Annotated in this window: 16 protein-coding genes; 10 read left to right on the top strand and 6 right to left on the bottom strand. The window is 59.0% G+C overall.

Going from position 1 to position 21,903, the window contains the following annotated elements:
• Positions 1-138: 138 nt before the first annotated feature.
• Positions 139-1,161, bottom strand: a complete 1,023-nt coding sequence (locus N5W20_RS07400; RefSeq protein WP_319806519.1) for an aspartate-semialdehyde dehydrogenase — start codon at positions 1,159-1,161, stop codon at positions 139-141.
• Between the two features lie 422 nt (positions 1,162-1,583).
• Between N5W20_RS07400 and N5W20_RS07395 the strand changes: the two genes are divergently transcribed.
• Positions 1,584-4,523, top strand: coding sequence for a 2-oxoglutarate dehydrogenase E1 component (locus N5W20_RS07395; protein ID WP_319806518.1), 2,940 nt, complete (start codon positions 1,584-1,586; stop codon positions 4,521-4,523).
• Between the two features lie 113 nt (positions 4,524-4,636).
• Here N5W20_RS07395 and lpdA read toward each other — a convergent pair whose 3' ends face one another.
• From lpdA to N5W20_RS07375, 4 genes are all read right to left on the bottom strand, one after another.
• Entirely contained in the window at positions 4,637-6,103 is a 1,467-nt protein-coding gene (lpdA, locus tag N5W20_RS07390) for a dihydrolipoyl dehydrogenase (protein WP_319806517.1), read from the bottom strand.
• 3 nt (positions 6,104-6,106) lie between these two features.
• Positions 6,107-7,420, bottom strand: a complete 1,314-nt coding sequence (gene odhB / locus N5W20_RS07385; protein ID WP_319806516.1) for a 2-oxoglutarate dehydrogenase complex dihydrolipoyllysine-residue succinyltransferase — start codon at positions 7,418-7,420, stop codon at positions 6,107-6,109.
• Positions 7,421-7,619: 199 nt separating this feature from the next.
• Positions 7,620-8,429 (bottom strand): alpha/beta hydrolase, encoded by an 810-nt coding sequence (locus N5W20_RS07380; RefSeq protein ID WP_319806515.1) that lies wholly within the window; start codon positions 8,427-8,429, stop codon positions 7,620-7,622.
• A 91-nt stretch (positions 8,430-8,520) separates the two neighbouring features.
• On the bottom strand, positions 8,521-9,846 hold the full coding sequence (locus tag N5W20_RS07375; protein WP_319806514.1) for a multidrug effflux MFS transporter: 1,326 nt from the start codon (positions 9,844-9,846) through the stop codon (positions 8,521-8,523).
• Positions 9,847-10,190: 344 nt separating this feature from the next.
• Here N5W20_RS07375 and N5W20_RS07370 point away from each other — a divergent pair, with 344 nt between their 5' ends.
• The 8 genes from N5W20_RS07370 (at position 10,191) to N5W20_RS07335 (ending at position 19,114) form a co-directional block, all read left to right on the top strand.
• Positions 10,191-11,525, top strand: a complete 1,335-nt coding sequence (locus N5W20_RS07370; protein WP_319806513.1) for a UDP-glucose dehydrogenase family protein — start codon at positions 10,191-10,193, stop codon at positions 11,523-11,525.
• Between the two features lie 199 nt (positions 11,526-11,724).
• The gene (locus tag N5W20_RS07365; protein ID WP_319806512.1) at positions 11,725-13,155 is read left to right on the top strand and encodes a hypothetical protein; all 1,431 of its coding nucleotides are present in this window, start codon (positions 11,725-11,727) and stop codon (positions 13,153-13,155) included.
• 274 nt (positions 13,156-13,429) lie between these two features.
• Entirely contained in the window at positions 13,430-14,164 is a 735-nt protein-coding gene (locus N5W20_RS07360; protein ID WP_319806511.1) for an MlaE family ABC transporter permease, read from the top strand.
• Entirely contained in the window at positions 14,161-14,949 is a 789-nt protein-coding gene (locus tag N5W20_RS07355; RefSeq protein ID WP_319806510.1) for an ABC transporter ATP-binding protein, read from the top strand. Before N5W20_RS07360 ends, N5W20_RS07355 begins: the two co-directional genes overlap by 4 nt.
• 70 nt (positions 14,950-15,019) lie before the next feature.
• The gene (gene radA / locus N5W20_RS07350; protein WP_319806509.1) at positions 15,020-16,438 is read left to right on the top strand and encodes a DNA repair protein RadA; all 1,419 of its coding nucleotides are present in this window, start codon (positions 15,020-15,022) and stop codon (positions 16,436-16,438) included.
• Between the two features lie 15 nt (positions 16,439-16,453).
• The gene (locus N5W20_RS07345; RefSeq protein ID WP_319806508.1) at positions 16,454-17,068 is read left to right on the top strand and encodes an IMPACT family protein; all 615 of its coding nucleotides are present in this window, start codon (positions 16,454-16,456) and stop codon (positions 17,066-17,068) included.
• Positions 17,069-17,367: 299 nt separating this feature from the next.
• On the top strand, positions 17,368-18,129 hold the full coding sequence (locus N5W20_RS07340; RefSeq protein ID WP_319806507.1) for an SDR family NAD(P)-dependent oxidoreductase: 762 nt from the start codon (positions 17,368-17,370) through the stop codon (positions 18,127-18,129).
• Positions 18,119-19,114, top strand: a complete 996-nt coding sequence (locus tag N5W20_RS07335; RefSeq protein ID WP_319806506.1) for a PPK2 family polyphosphate kinase — start codon at positions 18,119-18,121, stop codon at positions 19,112-19,114. Before N5W20_RS07340 ends, N5W20_RS07335 begins: the two co-directional genes overlap by 11 nt.
• Before the next feature lie 236 nt (positions 19,115-19,350).
• On the opposite strand, the gene N5W20_RS07330 is transcribed toward N5W20_RS07335, so the two are convergent.
• On the bottom strand, positions 19,351-20,106 hold the full coding sequence (locus N5W20_RS07330) for a DsbA family protein (RefSeq protein ID WP_319806505.1): 756 nt from the start codon (positions 20,104-20,106) through the stop codon (positions 19,351-19,353).
• A 319-nt stretch (positions 20,107-20,425) separates the two neighbouring features.
• Between N5W20_RS07330 and N5W20_RS07325 the strand changes: the two genes are divergently transcribed.
• Entirely contained in the window at positions 20,426-21,790 is a 1,365-nt protein-coding gene (locus tag N5W20_RS07325) for a gamma-glutamyltransferase (RefSeq protein ID WP_319806504.1), read from the top strand.
• Positions 21,791-21,903 lie beyond the last annotated feature (113 nt).

Raw genomic sequence — 21,903 nt, 5'->3', positions numbered from 1 at the left:
TCACGAGAGGGCAGGTGTTACGCTAACGATGACGCATCGTTGTTGAGACGGCCAGGCGCGGCACCCGCCCCGCTCACGGGGCCACGACCTCTGAATGGGGCTCCGCGTGATGATTTGACCGGTTGCGCACATGGCCAATCATGAATGGTGCACAAGACCCATCGATATGAGGGTTTCAGCAATCTGAACGGCATTCAAGGCCGCGCCTTTCCGCAGATTATCTGAGACGCACCAGAGCGCCAGCCCGTTTTCAACCGTCTCATCGATACGAAGGCGCGAAATATAAGTCGCGTCCTCCCCCACACATTCAATCGGCGTGACGTAACCGCCATCCTCCCGCTCATCACGGAGGATAATCCCGGGAGCGGCGCGCAGGGCCTCCCGCGCGGCTTTAAGATCGATTTTACTTTCGAACGCGATATTCACCGCTTCAGAATGGCCGATAAATACCGGCACGCGCACGCAGGTCGCCGTCAACCGGATATCCGGGTCGAGAATTTTGCGCGTCTCGACCGCCATTTTCCATTCTTCCTTCGTCGCGCCATCCGGCATGAATTTATCAATATGTGGGATGACATTGAAGGCGATCTGCTTCGTGAACTGGCTGATGCGCGGTGCGTCGCCGACAAAGCTGCCTTTGGTCTGCGCGAACAGCTCATCCATTCCTTCCTTGCCCGCGCCGGACACAGCCTGGTAGGTCGAGACGACGACGCGTTGAATTCTGAACAGATCATGCAGCGGTTTCAGCGCGAGCACCAACTGGGCTGTCGAGCAATTCGGGTTTGCGATGATGTTGCGGCGGGCTTTCCTGAGTGCCTCGGGATTCACCTCGGGCACGACCAGCGGCACATCCGGCTCCATGCGGAAATGTGACGTGTTGTCGATCACGATGCAGCCAGCCGCCGCCGCGCGCGGGGCATGAAGGGCGGAGATGGCGGCGCCGGGGGAGAAGAGCGCGATATCCCAATCGGTAAAGTCGAACGTTTCAAGGTTTTGAACGGTGAGGATCTTTTTATCCCCGAATGAGACTTTCTGCCCCGCGGAGCGCGCGGAGGCGAGTGCGGCGACTTCCGACGCCGGAAAATCGCGCTCAGCGAGGATACGAAGCAATTCCCGCCCGACCGCGCCGGTCGCACCGACGACCGCGACTTTATATGTCATGATCTTAAACCTGTTTCCTGGGTCGACCTCGGCCGACTTCCCAACGTCAAAATGGCAGGCCCTTGATGAGGGCTCAGAGATAATGTCGGCGCGATTCATAACGGGCTTTTGCGCGCCTTGCCATCTATTTCGGCGTTATGGCCCATCGTCGCACCGTGCATAACTGCATGTGTCCCATCCGAAGATGTCACCCTCAGGGGAGAGGGCTTGACGTTCAGTCACGGGATGATGAGGTCGAGGGGGGCTTTTATCGCTTGACCTCAGGCGCAAATCCCAAAAAATACGTTACGTTACTGTGAAGCATTATGGTATCGCGCGGTGGTCTTGCAACGACCACGTGTTACAATAAAGGCGATAACGGGCGGGGACCTTTCGGGACCTGCCGGAATGACGGTTAAAACAGCCAGGGAGGGCTGACTCAAATGGGTAGGGATGGGTTTATACCCGATGCGCTTAATGGTGCGAATGCATCCTATCTTGCGGATTTACATAATCGCTGGCTGACAGATCCCGCGAGTGTCGATCCTTCCTTCGTCCCCCTCTTCGGCGCTTTGGCGGGCGGCAAGGCTGAAAATATTGCCAAGGATCATGGCGACGCCGCACCATCCATGGCGCGTCCCGCCCGTGCGGATACGTTGTGGGATGCTCTGCCGGACTGGGCAGAGAAGCCCTCCCTTCTGGATGAGGAAGTCGTGAAAGCGCGGGAAGCTGCCCCGGCTTCACCCGATGGTGCGCTTATCAGCGCCGCCCGGGACAGTATCCGCGCGATGGAGCTGATTCGCGCCTATCGTGTTCGTGGGCACTTCCAGGCGGTTCTTGACCCGCTCAATCTGAAAACAGCCCCCATCCATGCTGATCTTGATCCCGCCTCATACGGGTTTACGGCGGCCGAGATGGAGCGGCCGATTTATCTCGGGCATTTCGCGGAAGATCTCCTGCCGGACACGCCTGCGCCCACCATGCATGTCCTCCTCGCCGCCTTGCGTGAGACTTATTGCGGGCCGATCGGGTTTGAATATATGCATATTCAGGACCCTGAGAAACGCCAATGGTTGCAGAGCCGCATTGAGGCGGATAACTGGCGTCATCTCTTCAGTGCTGCACAAAAGCAGGAAATATTATCCCAGCTCACCGCCGCTGAGGGGTTCGAAAGCTTTTGCCACCGACGATATAGCGGCACGAAGCGTTTCGGGCTGGAAGGGAGTGAAGTCACAATTCCGGTCCTGCATGGTTTGATGGCCCGCGCCTCTATTCATGGCACGCGCTCCGTCTCATTGGGGATGGCGCATCGTGGTCGCCTCAATGTCATGGCGAATGTCGTGCAAAAGCCGTTTGCGGCCATCTTCTCGGAATTTGCGGGCGGGTCATTTAAACCGCAGGATGTGCAGGGTTCCGGCGATGTGAAATATCATCTCGGCACGGCGGCGACATTGCAGGTTCAAGGGCGCGATATGCGCGTCACACTCCTGCCGAACCCCTCACACCTTGAAGCGGTCAATCCGGTCGTTGTCGGACGCGTGCGCGCCTTGCAGGATCTCGATGGCTGTGTCGGGCGCGAAAGCCGCGTCGCCCATCTTGCCATTCAGATCCATGGCGATGCGGCCTTTGCCGGTCAGGGCGTTGTATATGAGACGATGGCCATGTCGGAGCTGGTCGGTTATCGCACGGGTGGCACTGTTCATCTCGTCATCAATAACCAGATCGGTTTTACGACGATGTCCGCCCATGCTTATTCGGGCCTTTATTGCACGGATATCGCCAAATCGGTGCAGGCGCCGATTTTGCACGTCAATGGGGATGAGCCGGAAGCAGCGGCTTACTGCGCCCGCCTCGCGGCGGATTTCCGCACGCAATTTGCCAGCGATATCGTGATTGACCTCGTGACCTACCGACGTCACGGCCATAATGAAGGTGATGAACCTGCCTTCACACAGCCGACCATGTATAAGGCGATTGCCGCGCGTGAAACGACGCGGGCACTCTACGCGAAGCGCCTCGTGCGTGAGCGCGTCGTCACGCAGGAAGAAGCCGACCGTACTTTGTCCGACTTCTTCACGAGGATGGATCGGGAATATGAAGCGGCGAAAAGTTACACACCCCGTCGGGAAGATTGGCTCGATTGCCGTCAGGACCCGACGCGCCTCTCCGACACGCCGTTGCGGGAGCAACCTGTCACCGGGATTTCCGCCAAAACGCTGAAATCAATCGGCGCGGTCCTGACGCGTGTGCCGGACGGGTTTTCAATGCATCCGCGTCTCAAGCGCTTCTTCGACGCGCGCCGTAAGGCTTTTGAAAGTGGTGAGGGTTTCGATTGGGCCACGGGGGAAGCCCTGGCATTCGGCTCTCTCCTGCTGGAAGGCCATCCTGTACGACTCTCGGGAGAGGATTGCCAGCGCGGCACATTCAGCCAGCGTCACGCTGTGCTGATCGACCAGCTCAATCAAGAGGAATATGTTTCCCTCAACCATATCGGGGGCGAGCAGGCGCGCATCGAAATCTATAATTCCCTCTTGTCCGAATTCGGCGTGCTGGGCTTTGAATATGGCTACACTTTGGCGGCGCCGGACTCGCTTGTCCTGTGGGAGGCGCAGTTCGGGGATTTCGCCAACGGGGCACAGGTTATTATTGACCAGTTCATCGCCTCGGGTGAGGTCAAATGGCTGCGCAGCTCCGGGCTGGTGCTGCTTTTGCCGCATGGCTATGAGGGGCAGGGGCCGGAACATTCATCGGCGCGGATTGAAAGATATCTTCAACTCTGCGCTGAAAATAATCTGCGCGTCTGCGTGCCCTCCACGCCGGCCAATTACTTCCATGCGCTGCGGCGGCAGATCATCCGGCCATGCCGCAAGCCGCTGATCGTCTTCACGCCGAAATCCCTTTTGCGGCATAAAAATGTCGTTTCCTCTGCGGCCGATTTCTCAGCGCGCCAGCGTTTCAGGACGGTCATCAAGGATGAGCCGCGCGATGTTAAGGCTGCGGACGTCAAACGCGTCATTCTCTGTAGTGGGAAAATTTATTACGACCTCGCCGCTTATCGGGATGAAAATGAGGTCAAGGACGCGGTGCTGGTGCGCGTTGAGCAGCTTTACCCCTTCCCCACAAACAGGCTGGCGGAAGCGCTCGCGCCATACCCCCATGCGCGCATCGTCTGGTGTCAGGAAGAGTCGCAGAATAGTGGCGCCTGGCACTTCGTTGATCGCTACATTGAGTCGGCAGCAAATGGTGTCGGGTATAATGCGCCGCGCCCCATTTATAACGGGCGTCTCCCCAGTGCCTCTCCGGCGACAGGGTTATTGAAGGAGCATGAGCGCCAGCAGAAGGAACTCGTTGCGAGCGCCTTCTCCGCGCCGATTGATGGATGAGGAAATCGGGCAGCCTCGGGGCTGCCCGTCCACGCCTGGTTCGAGCATGTCAGAGGCAAAAGCGTGGTGTCCGCGCCGCGCCTTCCTCGAAGTCTGAAGTCCCATTCAGGCGCCTACAGGTTCAGAGGGCGATCAAAAGCGGCGAGGGCGGCTTCCTTCACCGCTTCCGACAAAGTCGGGTGCGCGTGGCAGGAGAGGGCGATATCCTCGGCGCTGGCCCCGAAATTCATGGCCAAAGCCGGTTCCGCAATGAGTTCGCCCGCAGACGGGCCGATAATGTGGATGCCGAGCAATGTGTCTGTCCGCTCACATGTCAGGATTTTGACACTGCCCTCCGTGTCGCAATTGGCGCGCGCACGGCCATTCGCCATAAATGGATAAGTCCCGACGCGATAAGTGGCGTTCTGCGCTTTTAAACTTTCCTCTGTCGCGCCAACCATGGCGACTTCCGGGTGCGTATAGATCACGCCCGGGATCAGGTCGCGCCGGATATGGTGGGGATGACCGGCCAGATGGTTGGCCAGGGCGTAACCTTCTTCCTCCGCCTTATGAGCCAGCATGGGGCCAGGGACAACATCGCCGATGGCGTAAATGCCGGGGCAGGATGTGTTGAAATTCTCGTCAATAATGATGTGCCCGCGTTGATCACGCTTGATATCCAACGCCTCAAGGCCGAGTCCCTCGGTGACGGGCCGACGACCCGTCGCGACGAGCAGCGTGTCGCATGAGAGCGCCTCCTCCCCCTCCGCGCCCGTGGCGTCTGAAGGGCTGACGCGGACGGTAAGCCCATCCGCGCGTTTATCCACCTGCGTGACCTTGGTATTGAGGCGGAAATTAATGCCGAGCTTTTGCAGGCTGCGCGCCAGTTGCTTGGACATATCCCGGTCAAAACCCGGCGCGATATGATCCGCAAATTCGACGATGGTGACGTCCGCGCCGAGACGGCGCCACACACTGCCCAGTTCCAGCCCGATCACGCCTGCGCCAACGATAATGAGGTGACGTGGCACGTGAGGGAGCTTCAGCGCGCCCGTGGAGGTGACGATCTGTTTCTCATCAATCTCAATGCCGCCAAGCGTGGCGGGCGCACTACCCGTGGCGATCACGATCCGCTTTGTGCGAACCTCCTCCCCGTCAAGGACAATGCAATCCGGCGATTTGATGGAGGCGTGGCCGGTCCGGAACGTCACCTGATATTTCTTGAACAGGAAAGCGACGCCTTTGACGGTTTCCGAAACGATGCGGTCCTTATTCGCCATCATCGCGGCGAGATCAGCTTTGACCTCGCCACATTGAATGCCCATTCTGGGGAAAAGATCGCGCGCTTCAACAAGGCGTTCCGTCGCGTGGAGCAGCGCTTTGGAGGGAATGCACCCGACATTGAGGCATGTCCCGCCTGCCTCCTTGCGTTTATCCACGCATAATACTTTGAGGCCGAGCTGCGCGGCACGGACGGCGCAGATATATCCACCCGGCCCCGCGCCAATCACAGTAACATCAAATTCCTCATGAAGGCCCGGGGTGGTCGCGGACGGTTTTTTGACGTCCGCTTCGGTGCCTTTTTCCTGAACGCGCGCCATCGGTCAGATATCCAGCAACAGACAATGCGGATCCTCAACCAGCTCCTTGACCCGCACGAGGAAACTCACCGCCTCACGCCCGTCAACGATGCGATGATCATAAGAGAGTGCGACATTCATCATGGGCCGGATGACAACCTGCCCGTTGACGGCGATGGGGCGGTCCTGAATGACGTGCATACCAAGAATGCCCGATTGCGGGGTGTTGAGGATTGGCGTGGAGAGGAGGGAGCCGAAAACGCCACCATTTGTGATGGTGAATGTGCCCTCCGCCAATTCATGAAGTTTGAGATTACCGTCGCGCGCCCTCTGGCCGTAATCCTTAATTTTGCGTTCAAGCTCGGCAAAGCCAAGCTCATTGGCATGGCGGATCACCGGCACAACCAGGCCGCGTTTACTCCCGACCGCAATCCCGAGATTAATATCCTGACGGTAGATAATGTCGTTACCCACGATCTCGGCATTCAAGACCGGGAAGGTTTCAAGCGCCTTGATCACCGCACGTGCGAAGAACGACATATAACCCAGTTTGACGCCGTGCTTCTTCTCAAATGTTCCACGGTAAGTGTCACGAAGGTCACGCGCGACGCTCATGTCGATTTCATTGAAAGTTGTCAATATCGCGGCGGTATTCTGCGCGTCTTTCAAGCGGCGTGCGATGGTCTGGCGCAGCCGACTCATTGGCACGCGCTCCTCGCGGCCCATCACCGGGTCTCTGACGGGCGTGACGTCGATTTCAACGGGTCTCGAAACAGCCTCAGCGCGCGGCAGAGACGCTGCCTGCGGCACAGCGTTCGATGACTGCGCGGGCGAAATCTGCCCTTGTGTCTTGTCCAGATGGGATATGACGTCCGCTTTGGTGATACGGCCATCTTTGCCAGTGCCTGTATCCACAGCCTCGGCCGCAACGTCATGGGCTTTCATCATTTTCTCAGCCGCCGGGAGGGGGGCTTTGCCCGCCGGAGGGCGCCCTGCGTCACCGGTCGATTCAGAATGCGATGGCGGCGCAGCATGAGCCGTTGACGCTTTTTCCGTGCCGTTTTGCGCCTGCTGCGAGCGCGGCGAGAGGCTCAGCCCGTCCTGCCCTTCCATATGGCCCAGTATGGCGCCGACCTGCACATCATCGCCGGCTGCAACGCTGACGGTTTTAAGGACGCCGCCGCAAGGCGCAGGCACGTCAATGCTGATCTTGTCCGTTTCCAGCTCAGCAATCGGTTCGTCACGCATGACGGTGTCACCGGGTTGTTTGAGCCACCGCGTGACAGTCGCGGAAACGACGCTCTCTCCCAAGACCGGAACCCTGATTTCCACCGTCATAACCCCTCCCTTTGCGACGCGCCCTGTTGATGATCATTCATCCATGTTTCGGGCTTTTAACGCGCAAGATAACCGATATGGCAAGACACTACATCGCGCATCGTCATTTTACCATCATTGGAGGCGGTGCAGCGGTAAACTCGACGATATAGGTGCGATGTAAAATCGATTTCAATGGGATGGCGCAGATCTTCCATATTCACGGGTTCAGCGCGGCGATGAAATTTTTCATCGCGTCGAAACCGCCATTTTCCAATACGGAGGAGTGGCCGCCCCTGCGCGCGACAAAAAGATGTTTTGACCCGTTGGCGGACCTGAAAACCTGTTGAGCCTGCGATGGCGGCACTGTCCTGTCCTGCACGCTGTACATTACCAGAAGCGGCGCATTGACACGCCCGATCAGGCCCTGCGTTTCCATGCGGTCCGTGATGAGTGTGCGCACGGGCAGAAAGGGAAAGCGCTCCGCCCCGACATCCGCCACACTGGTAAAAGGCGAGTCGAGCGTTAATGCGCCGACCGGGCAGTGCGCGGCGACATACGTGGCGAGATAAGTGCCCAGAGATTCTCCGACAACCACGATATTCGCGGATTTGACGCCCTTCTCCCGAAGGTGGCCATAGGCGGAGACCGCGTCAGAGGCGAGTTTGACCTCGGAAGGTTTGCCCGGATTTGTGGCGTAACCGCGATATTCCGGCGCGAAGACGCCGTATCCCATTTTCGCGAAAGTCGCAAAACGGTCTGAGCGCCTGACCAACGTCCCGGCATTACCGTGAAAATAAAGTATGACCGGCCCATGGTCACGCGGTGGGTGATACCAGGCTGCAAGTTCCAGCCCATCAGAGGTCACGAGCTTATCCTGCCGGAAATCCGGGCCGACAGCCACCGGGTCCGACAAAGCATCATGGGAGGCTGGAAAAACAAATGTGCTCTGCTTCATGTAGAAATACCCGATGATGGCCGCGTAAAAAGCGGCCGTCAGGGCAAGAAGTTTTGAGACGAGTCTGATCATGATTGTGATCCTGATTTTGAGGGACAATCATATTGCCTGGGGCAGACCTCATTTAAGATCTGACGTCGGTGCCCCGGCATCAAGATGGGGCCTAAATTTCATGCATTGGCAGCGGATTGACCTTGAGGGCGCGCCGCCGCACGACGTCACAAAGCAGGATTGCGGTGACGCCGACCAGCATGCCAATCGCTGTGGAGGATACTTTCTGGGGATTGAGAAAAGCCATGAGGATCCCGCTACTCCCACCGAGACCAAAATTGAGCGTGCCCAGCAGGGCTGCAGCCGCGCCCGCCTGATGCCCGTGATGCGCCAAAGCCATCACGCCTGCATTGGGACTGATAAATCCGAGGAAGAAAGTGGTGGCCACCAATGTGACGCAGACAGGCCAGGGATTATGCGTCCCGACCAGATGGCTTTCACTCGCGGCGAGAAGGGCCAGGGCGCTGAAAAGGCAGAGGAAGATACCCGCCTCCATGACGCGGACATAACTGAAGCGCCGGGCCAGCCGCCCGTTAATCTGGGTTGCAAGAATGAAGCCCCCCGCATTGACGCCGAAGAAAATCGCGAATTCCCGCGGGGTGAAGGCCAATATATGCTCAAATAATTGCGGTGCATTGGCGAGATAGGCGAACATGACAAAGCTGCAGAAACTTGTCAGCAATGTCGTGGAGAGGAAAACCGGCTCCCGCAATAGGGACAGATAGCGTTGCAGCACTTCCGACGGCATGATCGCAAAGCGGCGTTCCGGCGGGAGGGTTTCGCGCATTATGTAGAAGGATCCCAGCAGCAGGAGTGACGCTGCGATGACGCAGGCCCAGAAAATCAGCCGCCAATGGCCGAGGGCCAGAAGGAGGCTGCCGAGACTGGGCGCCAATATCGGCCCGACCCCGAAAACGAGGGTCAGTTGCGACATCAGCTTCACGGCCTCCCGGCCGGTCGCGACATCTCTGACAATGGCGCGGGGTGCCACGCTGCATATCGCGCCGCCCAGCGCGGAAATGAAGCGCATCAGGCAGAACGCCCCGTAATGATGCGTCATTGCGAGAATAATCGTTGCGACGATATAGACACACAGCCCGATCTGGAGGGGTCTCAGCCGCCCGAAACGGTCGGAAAGCGGGCCGAGGCAGAATTGCCCGAGAGCCAGCCCGACAAACCAGCAGGTCAATGTCAGTTGCGCACTGCCCGGCAACTGGCCGAGATCATGTTCGATCTGCGGGAAGGCCGGGAGATACATATCCGTCGATATCGGCCCGACCGTGAAAATCAATCCCATCAGCGTGATCTGCGCGGTCGAGAACTGACGAGTCCGCTCTACATGGACCAGGCTGCTGACAGTGTCCTCACGTTTAACGGCTTCTATTTTTCGATTGGGAAGAATCGCGCGGCGCGCGGCGTGATTGAAAAGCGACGGCATGGATCAATACGTGTCCAGATATGAGCGGTTCGTATCATCTGAACGACGAGGAGAACCGTTCGTCCGTCAGTTGACAGGCACCGAAAAGAACTTTGCCAGTTAATGATGCGCTGCGCCACTGTTAAAAAAAGCTTTCACTGGTTTTTTAACAAGGCCCGGTCAAGATCAGCGGGTGGGCTGTACAAGTGTCATGGGCAGGTGAATGCCATCAATGCGTGACGGGTTGACTTCTTCTCAGCGGCACATTTCTCTTGACGCAGCATCGAGGCTCGGCAATCTGCGCGGGCCTGGCAGGGTAAAAAGTGCTACGGCGCTGAATATCCGGGCGAAAAGGGGAAGGCTCAATGCGCGTTGCAATGATCGGTGGCGGTTATGTCGGCCTCGTTTCCGGTGCCTGTTTTGCTGATTTCGGCAGTTCGGTCACGGTGGTCGAGCGTGATCCCGCCAAACTTGCCATGCTGCGTGACCATAAAATTCCGATTTACGAGCCGAGTCTGGATCAGATCGTGGCGCGGAATGTCCAAGCCGGGCGACTCGCTTTCACAGCGGATCTCAAAAGCGCGGTTGATGGCGCAGATGTCGTGTTTATCGCGGTGGGCACCCCGACCCGGCGGGGTGGTGGCCATGCGGACCTCACCGCTGTGTATGAGGCGGCGCGCGCCGTCGCGATGGCCGCGACAGCGCCGCTGCTTGTTGTCACTAAATCAACGGTGCCGGTCGGTACAGGGCGTGAGGTAGCGCGTATTTTACGTGAGACGCGGCCGGATATTTGTTTCGACGTGGCGTCGAACCCGGAATTTCTGCGGGAAGGGAACGCGATCACCGATTTCATCGAACCGGACCGCGTCGTGATCGGCATTGACCTGCTCGACATTGAAGGCGCGGCACGCGCCGAGGCGTCCATGCGTCAGGTCTACGCGCCGCTGACGGCGAAAAACACACCCTTCCGATTTGTTTCGCTCGAATCCGCCGAGCTTGCGAAATATGCCTCAAATGCCTTCCTCGCCATGAAAGTCGCTTTTGTGAATGAAATGGCTGACCTGAGTGAGAAGACCGGCGCGGATATCGCGGAAATCACGGCGTGCATGGGGCTTGATCGCCGAATAGGTGACAAATTTCTACGCGCGGGGCCGGGGTTCGGGGGGTCGTGCTTCCCCAAAGATACACGCGCGCTCGCGGCTATTGCGCAGGATGCCGGTGTGCCGTCGCGTCTCGTGGAGGCGACAATTGCCGCGAACGAATATCGCAAGGAAGCGGTGGCGCGCCGCATTCTCGCACTGGCAGGGGGCGAGATCGCGGGTAAAGTGGTCGCCTTGCTGGGACTGACCTTCAAGCCCGACACGGATGATATGCGTGAGGCAACATCATTACCTGTCATGCGCAATCTGCTCACCTATGGCGCGCGCATACAGGCTTACGACCCGGAGGGCATGGCGCAGGCGAAATCGATGGTGACGGGCGATGTCACCTTCATGCCCTCAGCTCGCGACGCCATTAGAGGAAGCGACATCCTCGTTTTGCTGACGGAATGGGATTGCTTCCGTAAGCTTGAACCTCAAAACGTGATGGCAGACATGCGCGGCAATATCATCCTCGATATGCGCGATATCTGGAACGGGCCCGCATTTATCGCGGCGGGCGCGGTCTATCATGCGGTCGGGAGGTCGCGCACCGCATAACGATAAGAGACCGCGTATCCCGTCCAGATTTTAACTGAAATAACTGATTTTGAACGTGTCCACGCGTTGCCGCCATGTCGACAACGTGGCATCATTAAGGGAATGTGTGAGGCAGGCCTGACTTGCTGCGTTGCCGCACGGCCATCGGGCGGCATGATGGCGCAGGCTTTTTGAGTTGGCGTTTGATGAGGAAGACGTAATGCCTCGACGGCGTAGCCTCGTTTCGATTCCAGAGTTCAGAATCCTTCGTGCCGGGATGGTCGTGCTCCTCGGTGGCCTTGTGGCGACATATCTCACATGGCCGGGGCGGACCTTTGCGCAGGACTCATCCACCTGGACGGTGGAAGAGGTAGACCTCAGCCTTCCATGCTTCGAGCGTGTCGCGATACAGGTCGACCCCAAATATCCGCGCGCCGTCGCCATCGAAGGGCCGCGCCATGGCGTGACGGTTTCTTCCCGGGTCGTTCAGGACCAGGGTGCAGCGCGTGTGGCGCTCACCGCGCCGGCATGTCAGGCAGGCCATGGATATAACACGATGTCGCTGCGCGTCGGTGGAGATGTTGGGGTGACTTTGCATGATAGTCCGCAGACGCGCTTCGTCGTGAGCGGGCGTCTGGCCTCCCTGGAAGCGAATTTGTCGGATGGTTCCGTATCCGCGGTGGAGATTGCGTCTCTCGATATCAGCATCCATGGGTCGGAGAATGTTGCGATCGGACGGTTGGAGCGCGCCGGGCAGGTCACCGCGAACGGCACTGCACGGCTGACCGTCAGAGAGGCTGCCCTCGACGCGCTCTCCGCAACATTATCCGACCGTGCGTCATTGCAGATTGATGGCGGCAAGATTGTCGCTCTGACGCTCACAACGCAGGACGCCGCCTCTGCCCGCGTGAACGGGTCGCTCGATACGGCCATTGTGACGGCGAATGGTTCCGGCGCGATATCCCTGCCGCTTACGACCGCCCCGCTTGTGCGACATGGGACGGGAAGCATCACGCAGTCAAAGCCGGAAGCGGCACCCGATGCGGTGCAGAAACCGGTGGAGGTGGTCGCGACAAAGCCCGATCAGGTCCGATCGGCTGAGTCCAAAGGTGGGGATGCCAGATCTGAGGTCCTTATCAGAACGACCGTCGCGAATGATGTTCCTAATCAGGATGACGCGGCGGCGCATACGGCCCAGCCCCTTGGCACGACGCCTCAGGCTTTTTCAGGCCCCGCGCCATCCTTGGACAGCGAATCGCCGATCAATGCGCCGGCGACCTCGGCCGTTGCGCCGTTCTGGAATGCGCTGCCGACGACAAATACGCTTCCCGCCGTTAAGGCCATGCCGGGCGAAGCCATGATACCGCAGGCCCTCCCCGACACGGCGCGCCCTGACGCGAAACCTGAGCAGCAAAGCGATGGAAAAACCGTGACGGTCACTGACAATGCCGCGCATGCGGATCCCGGCAGCGCCCCGGCGTCAGAGGCGGCGGGTCCTGAAAATCCTGCGACAGTGACGGGGAAAGCGGAGGCGACACACGGGGACGCGCCGCAAACCTCTCCTTCATCCGCGCCAGTGAATTCTGCCACAACGGTGGAAAAGCCCTCGGCCAAGGCGGCGGACAGGAAGGCGGCATCGGCCCGTCAGTAAATGTCTGAAGCGCGGATGCCAGACTGTCCGACTTTCCACGAACAGAGCCGAAACTTCATCAGAAACATGGCTGATACATGCACCGCGCGTTGCGAGATCATGCGTCTCCCAGCGTATTGAAGCGTTGAGAGGCTAACGCGCCACCGAGTTTATTTTACTGCAGGCTTTGACGTTGTCGCGCGGGCGCGTTAGGGCTAGACAGCATCTCGACTGAAATTGGGGAAACATCATTCTCACCGACTTTGTCTCAGCAATCGGGCGCGCAACCATCTCCATGGTGCGCCACGCTGGCGCTCTTGCCATTTTCGCCGGGGGCGGGCTGAGTGGCCTTTTAAGACGACCCTTTTACTGGCGGGTTTTCCTGACGAATTTCTTCGAAATCGCTTATTATTCGCTTCCCGTTGTGGCCTTGACGGCGATCTTCTCCGGCGGGGTGATCGCGCTGCAATCCTATACCGGTTTTGCACAATATCACGCGCAGGGCGCTATTGGCGGCATCGTGGTACTTGCCGTCACGCGGGAACTCGGGCCTGTCCTGGCCGGGCTGATGGTGGCGGGGCGCGTCGGCGCGGCGATGGCGGCAGAAATCGGGACGATGCGTGTGACGGATCAAATCGACGCGCTTAAAACACTCGCCGTTGAACCAATGCGTTACCTCGTGACACCACGCCTACTGGCCGCGACACTGGCCCTGCCCCTGCTTGTGCTGGTTGGGGACGTGCTAGGTGTCTTGGGCGGTTTCGTCGTCTCCGTCTATAAATTAGGGTTCGATCCAGCCTCTTACGTCGTGACGACCCTGAATGTGGTCACAGCGCTAGATGTCTGGGTCGGGCTGGCGAAAGCCGCCGTGTTCGGGTTTCTCATCGCCCTGCTGGGCTGTTATCACGGCTATAGCAGTCGCGGCGGGGCAGAGGGCGTCGGCGCGGCGACGACAGCCGCTGTCGTCGGGGCTTCCATTCTGCTGCTGGCGTTCGATTACCTTCTGACAGATCTGTTTTTTGACCAATGACATCTCAACCGAAAATCCGCGTGCGCGGCCTCACCAAATGCTTCGGCAATAAAGTCGTGCTGGATGGGATTGACCTTGATATCGCGCGGGGCACGTCCTTCGTCGTGATTGGTGGGTCGGGCAGTGGCAAATCCGTCCTGCTGCGCTGCATACTCGGCTTGTTGACGCCGGATGAAGGGGTCATTGAAATTGACGGGGAAAACCTCCTGACCTCCACTCGCGCCCGTCGGCGGGAGCTTGTGGCGCAGATCGGGATGTTGTTTCAGAACTCGGCGCTCTTCGACAGTATGAGCGTGCGTGACAATATCGTTTTCGGGCTGATGGCGAAGGGGCGCGTTGCCCGCCAGCGTCCGACCCGCAGTGAGGCAGCCCGCCAGGCAGGGGATATTTTACGGCAGGTCGGGTTAGACCCTTCCGTCGGATGTCTGTCCCCCTCCGAATTATCAGGCGGTATGCAGAAACGTGTTGGTTTGGCCCGCGCCATTGCAGGCACGCCGGATATTTTGTTTTTTGATGAACCCACGACGGGGTTGGACCCGATTACGGGCGCGATTATTGATGAATTGATTGTCGATTGCGTGAAGCGCCTCGGCAGTACGGCTCTCGCCATCACGCATGATATGGCGTCAGCTCAGCGCATTGGTGACAAGGCGGCCATGCTCTATAATGGGCGGCTTGTCTGGCAGGGACCTGCATCGAAGTTGCTCGAAAGCGGCAATGCGATGGTCGATCAGTTCACCCATGGTCGGACAGAAGGGCCGATCAAAATGGAATTGCGGCGTTGAACTGATGCGCCCCCGATAAATGGGGCTGGCGCGTCAGATCGGGATGCGGTGCGAAAGGATGTGACGGCTCATGGCAAAAAAACCCTCAGCACGGTTTGTCTGCCGGGAATGCGGCGCCGTCTCGCCGAAATGGTCCGGCAGGTGCGATATATGCGGGGCCTGGAACAGTATCGAGGAAGAATCGGTCGAGCCCACCGCGCGTGCGCGGCGCGGCAACACGCATGTCGGGCAGCTTCAGGTCACGCAGCTTGACGGCGATACCGCCCCGCCGCCGCGCGTGAAAACGCAGATGGCGGAATTTGATCGTGTCCTCGGCGGCGGGCTTGTTCCCGGTTCAGTCGTGTTGATCGGCGGGGATCCGGGTATCGGCAAAAGCACGTTGCTGCTTCAGGCGACATGTGCCCTCTCCCAGGCGCGGAAGAAAGTCATTTATGTTTCCGGGGAGGAGGCGGTTGACCAGATCCGCCTGCGCGCCCGCCGCCTCAACCTCGCCGCGCCAAAGCTCGACCTTGCCGCAAGCATCAATGTCGCCGAAATCACCGCAAAGCTTGAGCATGATCGTGACCATCAGGTCGTCGTGATTGATTCGATCCAGACAATGTGGCTCGACACGGTGGAAAGCGCTCCGGGCTCCGTCGCGCAGGTGCGGGCCAGCGCGTTTGAGCTGATCCGACTGGCGAAAACAGTGGGGTTCTCGCTGATACTTGTCGGGCACGTCACCAAAGAGGGCGCTTTGGCCGGGCCGCGCGTGCTGGAGCATATGGTGGATGCGGTCATGTATTTTGAAGGGGATCGCGGCCACCAATTCCGCATTTTGCGCGCCGCGAAAAACCGTTTCGGCGCGACGGATGAGATCGGGGTTTTCGCCATGACGGATGTGGGCCTCGTTGAAGTGCCGAACCCTTCCGCGCTCTTTCTGGCGGAGCGGCGCGGCAATATTGCAGGCTCCGCTGTTTTTGCCGGGATGGAGGGGACGCGCCCCGTTCTGCTGGAAATTCAGGCCCTCGTCTCTGCCAAAGCCGGAGATGGTGCGCCGCGCCGCGCGGTGGTGGGATGGGATTCCGGTCGTCTCAATATGCTTCTCGCGGTGATGGAGGCGCGCTGCGGCCTGCGCTTCGCGGGGATGGACGTGCATCTCAATATTGCGGGCGGCCTGCGCGTGACGGAGCCTGCGGCGGATCTGGCCGTTGCCGCGGCCTTGATTTCCGCTCTTTCAGGGAAGCCAACCTCCGCGGGCACGAGTTATTTCGGTGAGGTCGGATTATCCGGCGAGGTGCGTCAGGTGGCTCAGGCCGATCTGCGCCTCAAGGAAGCCGCGAAGCTCGGCTTTGATGCGGCCGTTCTGCCCCGGCGCAGCACCGCCGCCGCCAAACGCGCCCAACCGCCGGAAGGGCTGTCGATCCATGAATTCGGCCACCTGAGTGATCTCGTCGCGCGGTTTATTACGCCTTCCAAAGCTGCTGAGGCGGTGAGGGCTGAAGCAACTTGAAAATGACGCTGCTGAGTGACGTGTCGCGTGGCGGATGACGCGCAGAAATGGCGTTTACGCGCGCCGATACAGTTTGAGACGACGGTCAGGAAAAGCCTTTTCCGCGCCCATGCCGCGCCGGTAGCGTCTGAGGATGAGGCGATGGCGTTTATCGCGTCCCATCATGTGCCCGATGCCACGCATAATTGCTGGGCGTGGTTGGTTTCGCCACGCTACCGGATGTTTGATGATGGTGAACCGGGTGGGACGGCGGGCCGCCCGATCCTGACCGCGATTGAAGGGCAGGGTTTTGAAAATGTGGTGGTCCTCGTCATACGCTGGTTCGGGGGCATCAAGCTTGGCGCCGGTGGCTTGATACGGGCTTATGGCGGGGCGGCGTCTCAATGCCTGCGTGCGGGCGACGCGACATATTGGGTGAAAAAAACGCGCATCGCGTGTCGCATCCCATTCAATATTTTCCCCATCATCCAGGCACGTCTGGCCGGTTGGGAGGCTGACAGCCTGGCGCAGACGTTTGAAGCTGACGGTGTCAGAATCTGCCTCGCTGTGCCGGATGCCGTGCTTACGGAGATGACGACGATTCTGAGCGACCTGACCCGCGGTGATATCGCCTTCATCTACCCGGAATAGACGGCGTTGGAACTAAAGATGCTTGGCCTAACGCAACACCTTATGTGGGATAATAAAGAAGACATCATGACGGAATATTGATGTCCGGAAAAACAATATTATGGGTGACGTTCAGCCATTCGGATGAGAATCGCCGGTTGAGCGTCAGGCGTTTTACTGATTAAAGTTTGTCATGTCACATCGGGTCAGGGCCGTTACGGGAGGCATCGCCGCATCATGCAGACTCATAAGAAAGCAATTTGACGCGTCAGAAGCCCGCGCGCAAATTGGTATCAACAAACCCAATGGAGCAGCAAAAAATGATGACGGCTTTGGTGACAGGCGCAAGTGCAGGTTTCGGGCGGGAAATCGCGCGGCGCCTTGTTCGGGAGGGGATGCGTGTCATCGGTGTTGCGCGTCGTGAAGCACGGCTTGAGGCGCTGGCGGCGGAACTGGGTGCATCTTTTCTGTCCGCCGCATGCGACATGCGCGATATCTCGGCAATCACGCATTTTGAAAATTCTCTGCCCGCGTCCTGGCGGGACATTGACATTCTCATCAATAATGCCGGCCTCGCTCTGGGCGTCTCGAAAGCGCAGTACAGTCATTGGGCCGATTGGGCGCAGATGATTGAAACCAATATTACGGGCCTGACGGCGCTCACCCATGCCCTTCTCCCCAGGATGGTGGCGCGGCGGCGCGGGCATATTGTCATGATGGGGAGCATCGCCGGGCGATATCCCTATCAAGGCGGCAATGTTTACGGCGCGACGAAAGCCTATGTTGCGCAATTTGCCGCAAATCTGCGGACCGACCTGCTCGGCCTGCCCATCCGCGTGACCAATATCGCACCCGGCTTGTGTGGCGGCAGTGAATTCAGCGCCGTGCGATTGGCAGATACTGAAGCCGCGGCCGCGATCTATGCGGGGACGACGCCGATCACCCCCATTGATATCGCTGAAATCGTCTCGTGGGTGGTGCAGCAACCCGCTCACGTCAATGTCAACGAGATTGAAGTCATGCCCGTCTGTCAGGCGGCGGGTGGCCTCGCAATTGACCGGAGCACAAACCATGCTGACTGATAAAGAAGCGCGCCAGCTCTCACTGAAATTCAGGATTGAGGACGGTAAAACATTCAACCTCCGCAATTATGACCCCGCCGAACATCGCGACTTCTCCAAGCATGATGCCAAAGCCTGGATGCGCAAGCGAAAGAAGCGCCTTGCCGCGTTTCAGGAAGCGATGGCCGCCGGAAAGACGCAATCCGTGCTGATGATCCTGCAGGGCATGGATGCGGCGGGGAAGGATGGCGTCATCCGTCATGTGATGGGCGGCATCAACCCGCAGGGCGCGCGCGTGTCGGGTTTCAAACAGCCGACGCCAGTTGAACGTGACCACGGATATTTATGGCGCGTTTCCCGTGCGACACCCTTATTGGGCGAGATCGGTATCTTCAATCGCAGCTATTATGAGGATGTGCTGGTCGCCCGCGTGCACAAAGAAAATCTGGACCGTCGCGGATTGGCCGGAAACCCTGATGACCCGTCATTCTGGGACGATCGCTTACGGGATATCCGGCATTTTGAGACTTATCTGCACCGGCAGAACGTGCATATCGTCAAAATCATGTTGCATATCTCCCCGGAGGAGCAGCAGCGGCGCCTTTTAAGAAGGTTGGAAAGGCCGGAGAAACTCTGGAAATTTTCAGCGAGCGATTTTAAGGAGCGTGGTTACTGGAACGCCTATCAGGACGCTTATGCAGCCGCCATTGCCGGGTCCGCCACAGCGCAGGCACCCTGGTATGTGGTGCCGTCCGATAAAAAATGGTTTTCCCGATTGGTCGTGCTTGAAGCGTTGATCGATGTTTTTGAACGCCATCCGCCCCGCATGCCTGAAGCTGCGCCCGAGATCATTAAAAATCTGGATGCTTTGAAAAAAGCGCTGAAGGAAAGCGAGATCCCCAAAAAAGGCGTTGCGAGGCCGGAAAAACTTCTGCCCAATGTGAATGCGCCGCGGAAGCACGCGGCATCATCCAGCCGCAAGGTGCTGGCGCACAAAGTGACCTAACATTTTTTGCAGGGCGATGCTCCGCACTATCACGCAGGATATCGCCCTGACGGTCGCAAGTGATGCCTGACGAAGGGAAAACCGGGCGCATGGCGATAAACGCCCTTCAGGGAGTGGTACGCTTTCAGGGAGGGAGACCGCGTCCTCGAAGACTCGCGTCTCTGTGCCGGTGGTAATGCGTCTGATTTCCGTCAAAGCGCGCTTCGTCCGGTGCGTTCAGCGCGCCTTGCCTTGTGTCACTTCTTCCGTAGCGCGCGGACCTCGCTCATAATGTCACTTTCCGACATATAGCCGGGCACGACGCGTTTATGATTGAAGATGAAGGTGGGCGTGCCGGAGAGGTCAATATCGCGCGCCTGATCCAGATTAACCTGAATGGCAGCGATGACTTCCTTACGCGACATGTCCTTGATCAGTCGATCCGCGTCCAGTCCGTTCTGACGCGCAATGTCGCGCAGATAGCTGTCAGTCGGCGTCGCATTATCTGCCATCAAAGCGCGCTTCATTTTGTCATATCCGCCCTGAAGCGCGGCGGCGATGATGGCGCGCGCCTCTGTGACGCTTTTATCGCTTAGCACAGGCACGATTTTTTCAACAAAACGGATGTTTTTGTCTTTCTTCAGCAAGGCGTCAATGATGGGGATGGCCCGTTTGCAATAACCGCATCGCGGGTCAAAAAATTCAACGATCGTGACATCTCCATGCGGGTTGCCGCGCACGGCGTAAGCGGGTGCGTGTTCGAGCGCGTCTTTCTGCGCATCCAACTGGCTGGCCACTTCTGAACGCTGCTGCTCCTGCGCTTTGGATTTGAGGCTGACAATGGCGTCGCTCAAGATCGTCGGATCATCCTTAAGGGCCTGACGCAGGATTTTCACGACTTCCTGCCTTTGGGCGGGTGTAAATATGTCCTGCTGAGGCGCGGCACAGGCGAGGCTGCCCGAGAAAAACGGTGCGAGGAATAAGGCCGGGATGGCGGTCAAAGGACGACGCATTACGATCCTTGCTTTAAACGGGAGGAGAGATATTTATGTGCCTTGCAGCACAGCGCAATTTTGTTATGAACGGGCCTAGTTTAGCCCATTTACCGGCGACAAGCAAAAACATCCGGCGCGCGGCGTGAGTTTAAGTTGCCGACCGGCGCGTACGCCGTTAGACCTGACTCTATAGGGTGGCGTGCGCATGCGGACCTGCCTGGGCCGGGATGCGATTTTCAATCAATCCCTGCCGGATATATCTGCCACAGCCAGGAGTGAAGCCCCGGTGACGTTCGTAGCGCCTGCACCTTCAAATCGAATTTCCGCCCGGGGGGCCATGCGCCGCGCGCTTTTTGGCGTGACAAGTCTCTGCGTGGCTTTCGGGGTCGCGGCCTGTCATTCAGCTTCCCCGATTGGCCACGCGCTTTTCGGTCATACGACGCCGGAACTCCCTTCCCAATTCGGGTCCGTCGCGGCTGATGAGCCGCGCGCGGCCATAATCGGGCGTGATATTTTGCTGGCGGGCGGCAATGCGGCTGATGCCGCGGCCGCCATGGCGCTGACCTTATCCGTCACCCTGCCTTCCCGTGCTTCACTCGGCGGCGGGGGGGCCTGCCTCATCGCCCATTCCGGTCAGAAGCCGCAAGCCGTGACCTTCCTGCCTGTTGCCGGGGGCGGTTCAGGGGCGTCGCGGCCCGCCGCCGTGCCCATGATGTTGCGCGGCATTTATCGCCTGCAACGCGATCACGGGCAGATCCAGTTTGAGGACCTTATGGTGCCCGCCATCACACTGGCGGAACGCGGCATAAGTGTCAGCCCGCGCCTGGCGGAGGATCTCCAGGCCGTGCATGGCGCTCTTTTCGCGGATGACGCCGCGCGAAATATCTTCATGCGCGGGGAGGATGCACCCCTCAAAAAGGGTGACCGGCTGGTGCAGCCGCGCCTCGCACGGTTTCTGGAACGCACACGCCGCATGGGCGTCGGCGATTTCTATAATGGCGCAATGGGGACGTTTTTCCTCACGGAAGCCAATCTTGCTGGCGGGGGGCTGAGCCGCGCCGCGATGCGGGATGCTTTACCGGCGGTGCAGAGCCCGATCCGTGTGCAGGGAAAAGATTATATCGTCTGGTTTCTGCCACCTCCGGCCGATGGCGGCCTCGGGGCGGCGGTGGCGCTTCGGGGGGCGGGGTCGGCGCAGGCGGCTGTGGCGGCCTGGCGTGCAACACCGTCCGCGCAGGCCAACGCGGCGTCAGCCCAGGCCTGGGTGGATCAGGCGCAGAATTACACCGTCGCACTGGCTGCGCTTCCCGCATCGACCTCTTTTACGGTTATGGATCGTTCCGGCGGTGCCGTGGCATGTAGCCTGACAAATAACAACCTCTTCGGCACCGGGCGTGTCGCGGCCCTGACCGGTATCGTGCTGGCACGGTCCCCCGACACCGCACCGCGACCCATGCTGAGCGCCGCCATCGTGACGCGCCAGAAACAGGTGCGCGCAGCACTGGCGAGTTCCGGCCAGAATGACGCTGCGGATGCTTTGGCTAAGGCGGTCAGAGCCGTCAATGAAGGGGCCGCCCCGGCACCGGAGACGGCACAGGGGCGCGTCAATTTCTCGCAATGCGACGGACGTGCCTGCATAGCGCAGACTGACCCGAGGGGCGGTGGCCTGGCTTTGAGCGATAGTGAGAAAAAATCGCCGTGATGCGACAGGGAAATCGTTAAAGTTTAGCTTGCGATTAAACTTTTTTGTTCGTATTTTGTTCTAGATCTGTTGATCCGGTGCAGCTTGATGGATCAGCCTAAAGAAAGGGATTG

The sequence above is a fragment of the Candidatus Kirkpatrickella diaphorinae genome (assembly GCF_025736875.1).
GTDB lineage: Bacteria > Pseudomonadota > Alphaproteobacteria > Acetobacterales > Acetobacteraceae > Sorlinia > Sorlinia diaphorinae.
The sequence above is the reverse complement of the archived record's forward strand: the minus strand, read 5'-3'. Positions and strand labels throughout refer to the sequence as shown.

Excerpts from the sequence above, each read along its gene's own strand:
- N5W20_RS07400 (WP_319806519.1), bottom strand. The coding sequence starts at position 1,161 with ATGACATATAAAGTCGCGGTCGTCGGTGCGACCGGCGCGGTCGGGCGG.
- N5W20_RS07395 (WP_319806518.1), top strand. The coding sequence starts at position 1,584 with ATGGGTAGGGATGGGTTTATACCCGATGCGCTTAATGGTGCGAATGCA.
- lpdA (WP_319806517.1), bottom strand. The coding sequence starts at position 6,103 with ATGGCGCGCGTTCAGGAAAAAGGCACCGAAGCGGACGTCAAAAAACCG.
- odhB (WP_319806516.1), bottom strand. The coding sequence starts at position 7,420 with ATGACGGTGGAAATCAGGGTTCCGGTCTTGGGAGAGAGCGTCGTTTCC.
- N5W20_RS07380 (WP_319806515.1), bottom strand. The coding sequence starts at position 8,429 with ATGATCAGACTCGTCTCAAAACTTCTTGCCCTGACGGCCGCTTTTTAC.
- N5W20_RS07375 (WP_319806514.1), bottom strand. The coding sequence starts at position 9,846 with ATGCCGTCGCTTTTCAATCACGCCGCGCGCCGCGCGATTCTTCCCAAT.
- N5W20_RS07370 (WP_319806513.1), top strand. The coding sequence starts at position 10,191 with ATGCGCGTTGCAATGATCGGTGGCGGTTATGTCGGCCTCGTTTCCGGT.
- N5W20_RS07365 (WP_319806512.1), top strand. The coding sequence starts at position 11,725 with ATGCCTCGACGGCGTAGCCTCGTTTCGATTCCAGAGTTCAGAATCCTT.
- N5W20_RS07360 (WP_319806511.1), top strand. The coding sequence starts at position 13,430 with ATGGTGCGCCACGCTGGCGCTCTTGCCATTTTCGCCGGGGGCGGGCTG.
- N5W20_RS07355 (WP_319806510.1), top strand. The coding sequence starts at position 14,161 with ATGACATCTCAACCGAAAATCCGCGTGCGCGGCCTCACCAAATGCTTC.
- radA (WP_319806509.1), top strand. The coding sequence starts at position 15,020 with ATGGCAAAAAAACCCTCAGCACGGTTTGTCTGCCGGGAATGCGGCGCC.
- N5W20_RS07340 (WP_319806507.1), top strand. The coding sequence starts at position 17,368 with ATGATGACGGCTTTGGTGACAGGCGCAAGTGCAGGTTTCGGGCGGGAA.
- N5W20_RS07335 (WP_319806506.1), top strand. The coding sequence starts at position 18,119 with ATGCTGACTGATAAAGAAGCGCGCCAGCTCTCACTGAAATTCAGGATT.
- N5W20_RS07330 (WP_319806505.1), bottom strand. The coding sequence starts at position 20,106 with ATGCGTCGTCCTTTGACCGCCATCCCGGCCTTATTCCTCGCACCGTTT.
- N5W20_RS07325 (WP_319806504.1), top strand. The coding sequence starts at position 20,426 with ATGCGCCGCGCGCTTTTTGGCGTGACAAGTCTCTGCGTGGCTTTCGGG.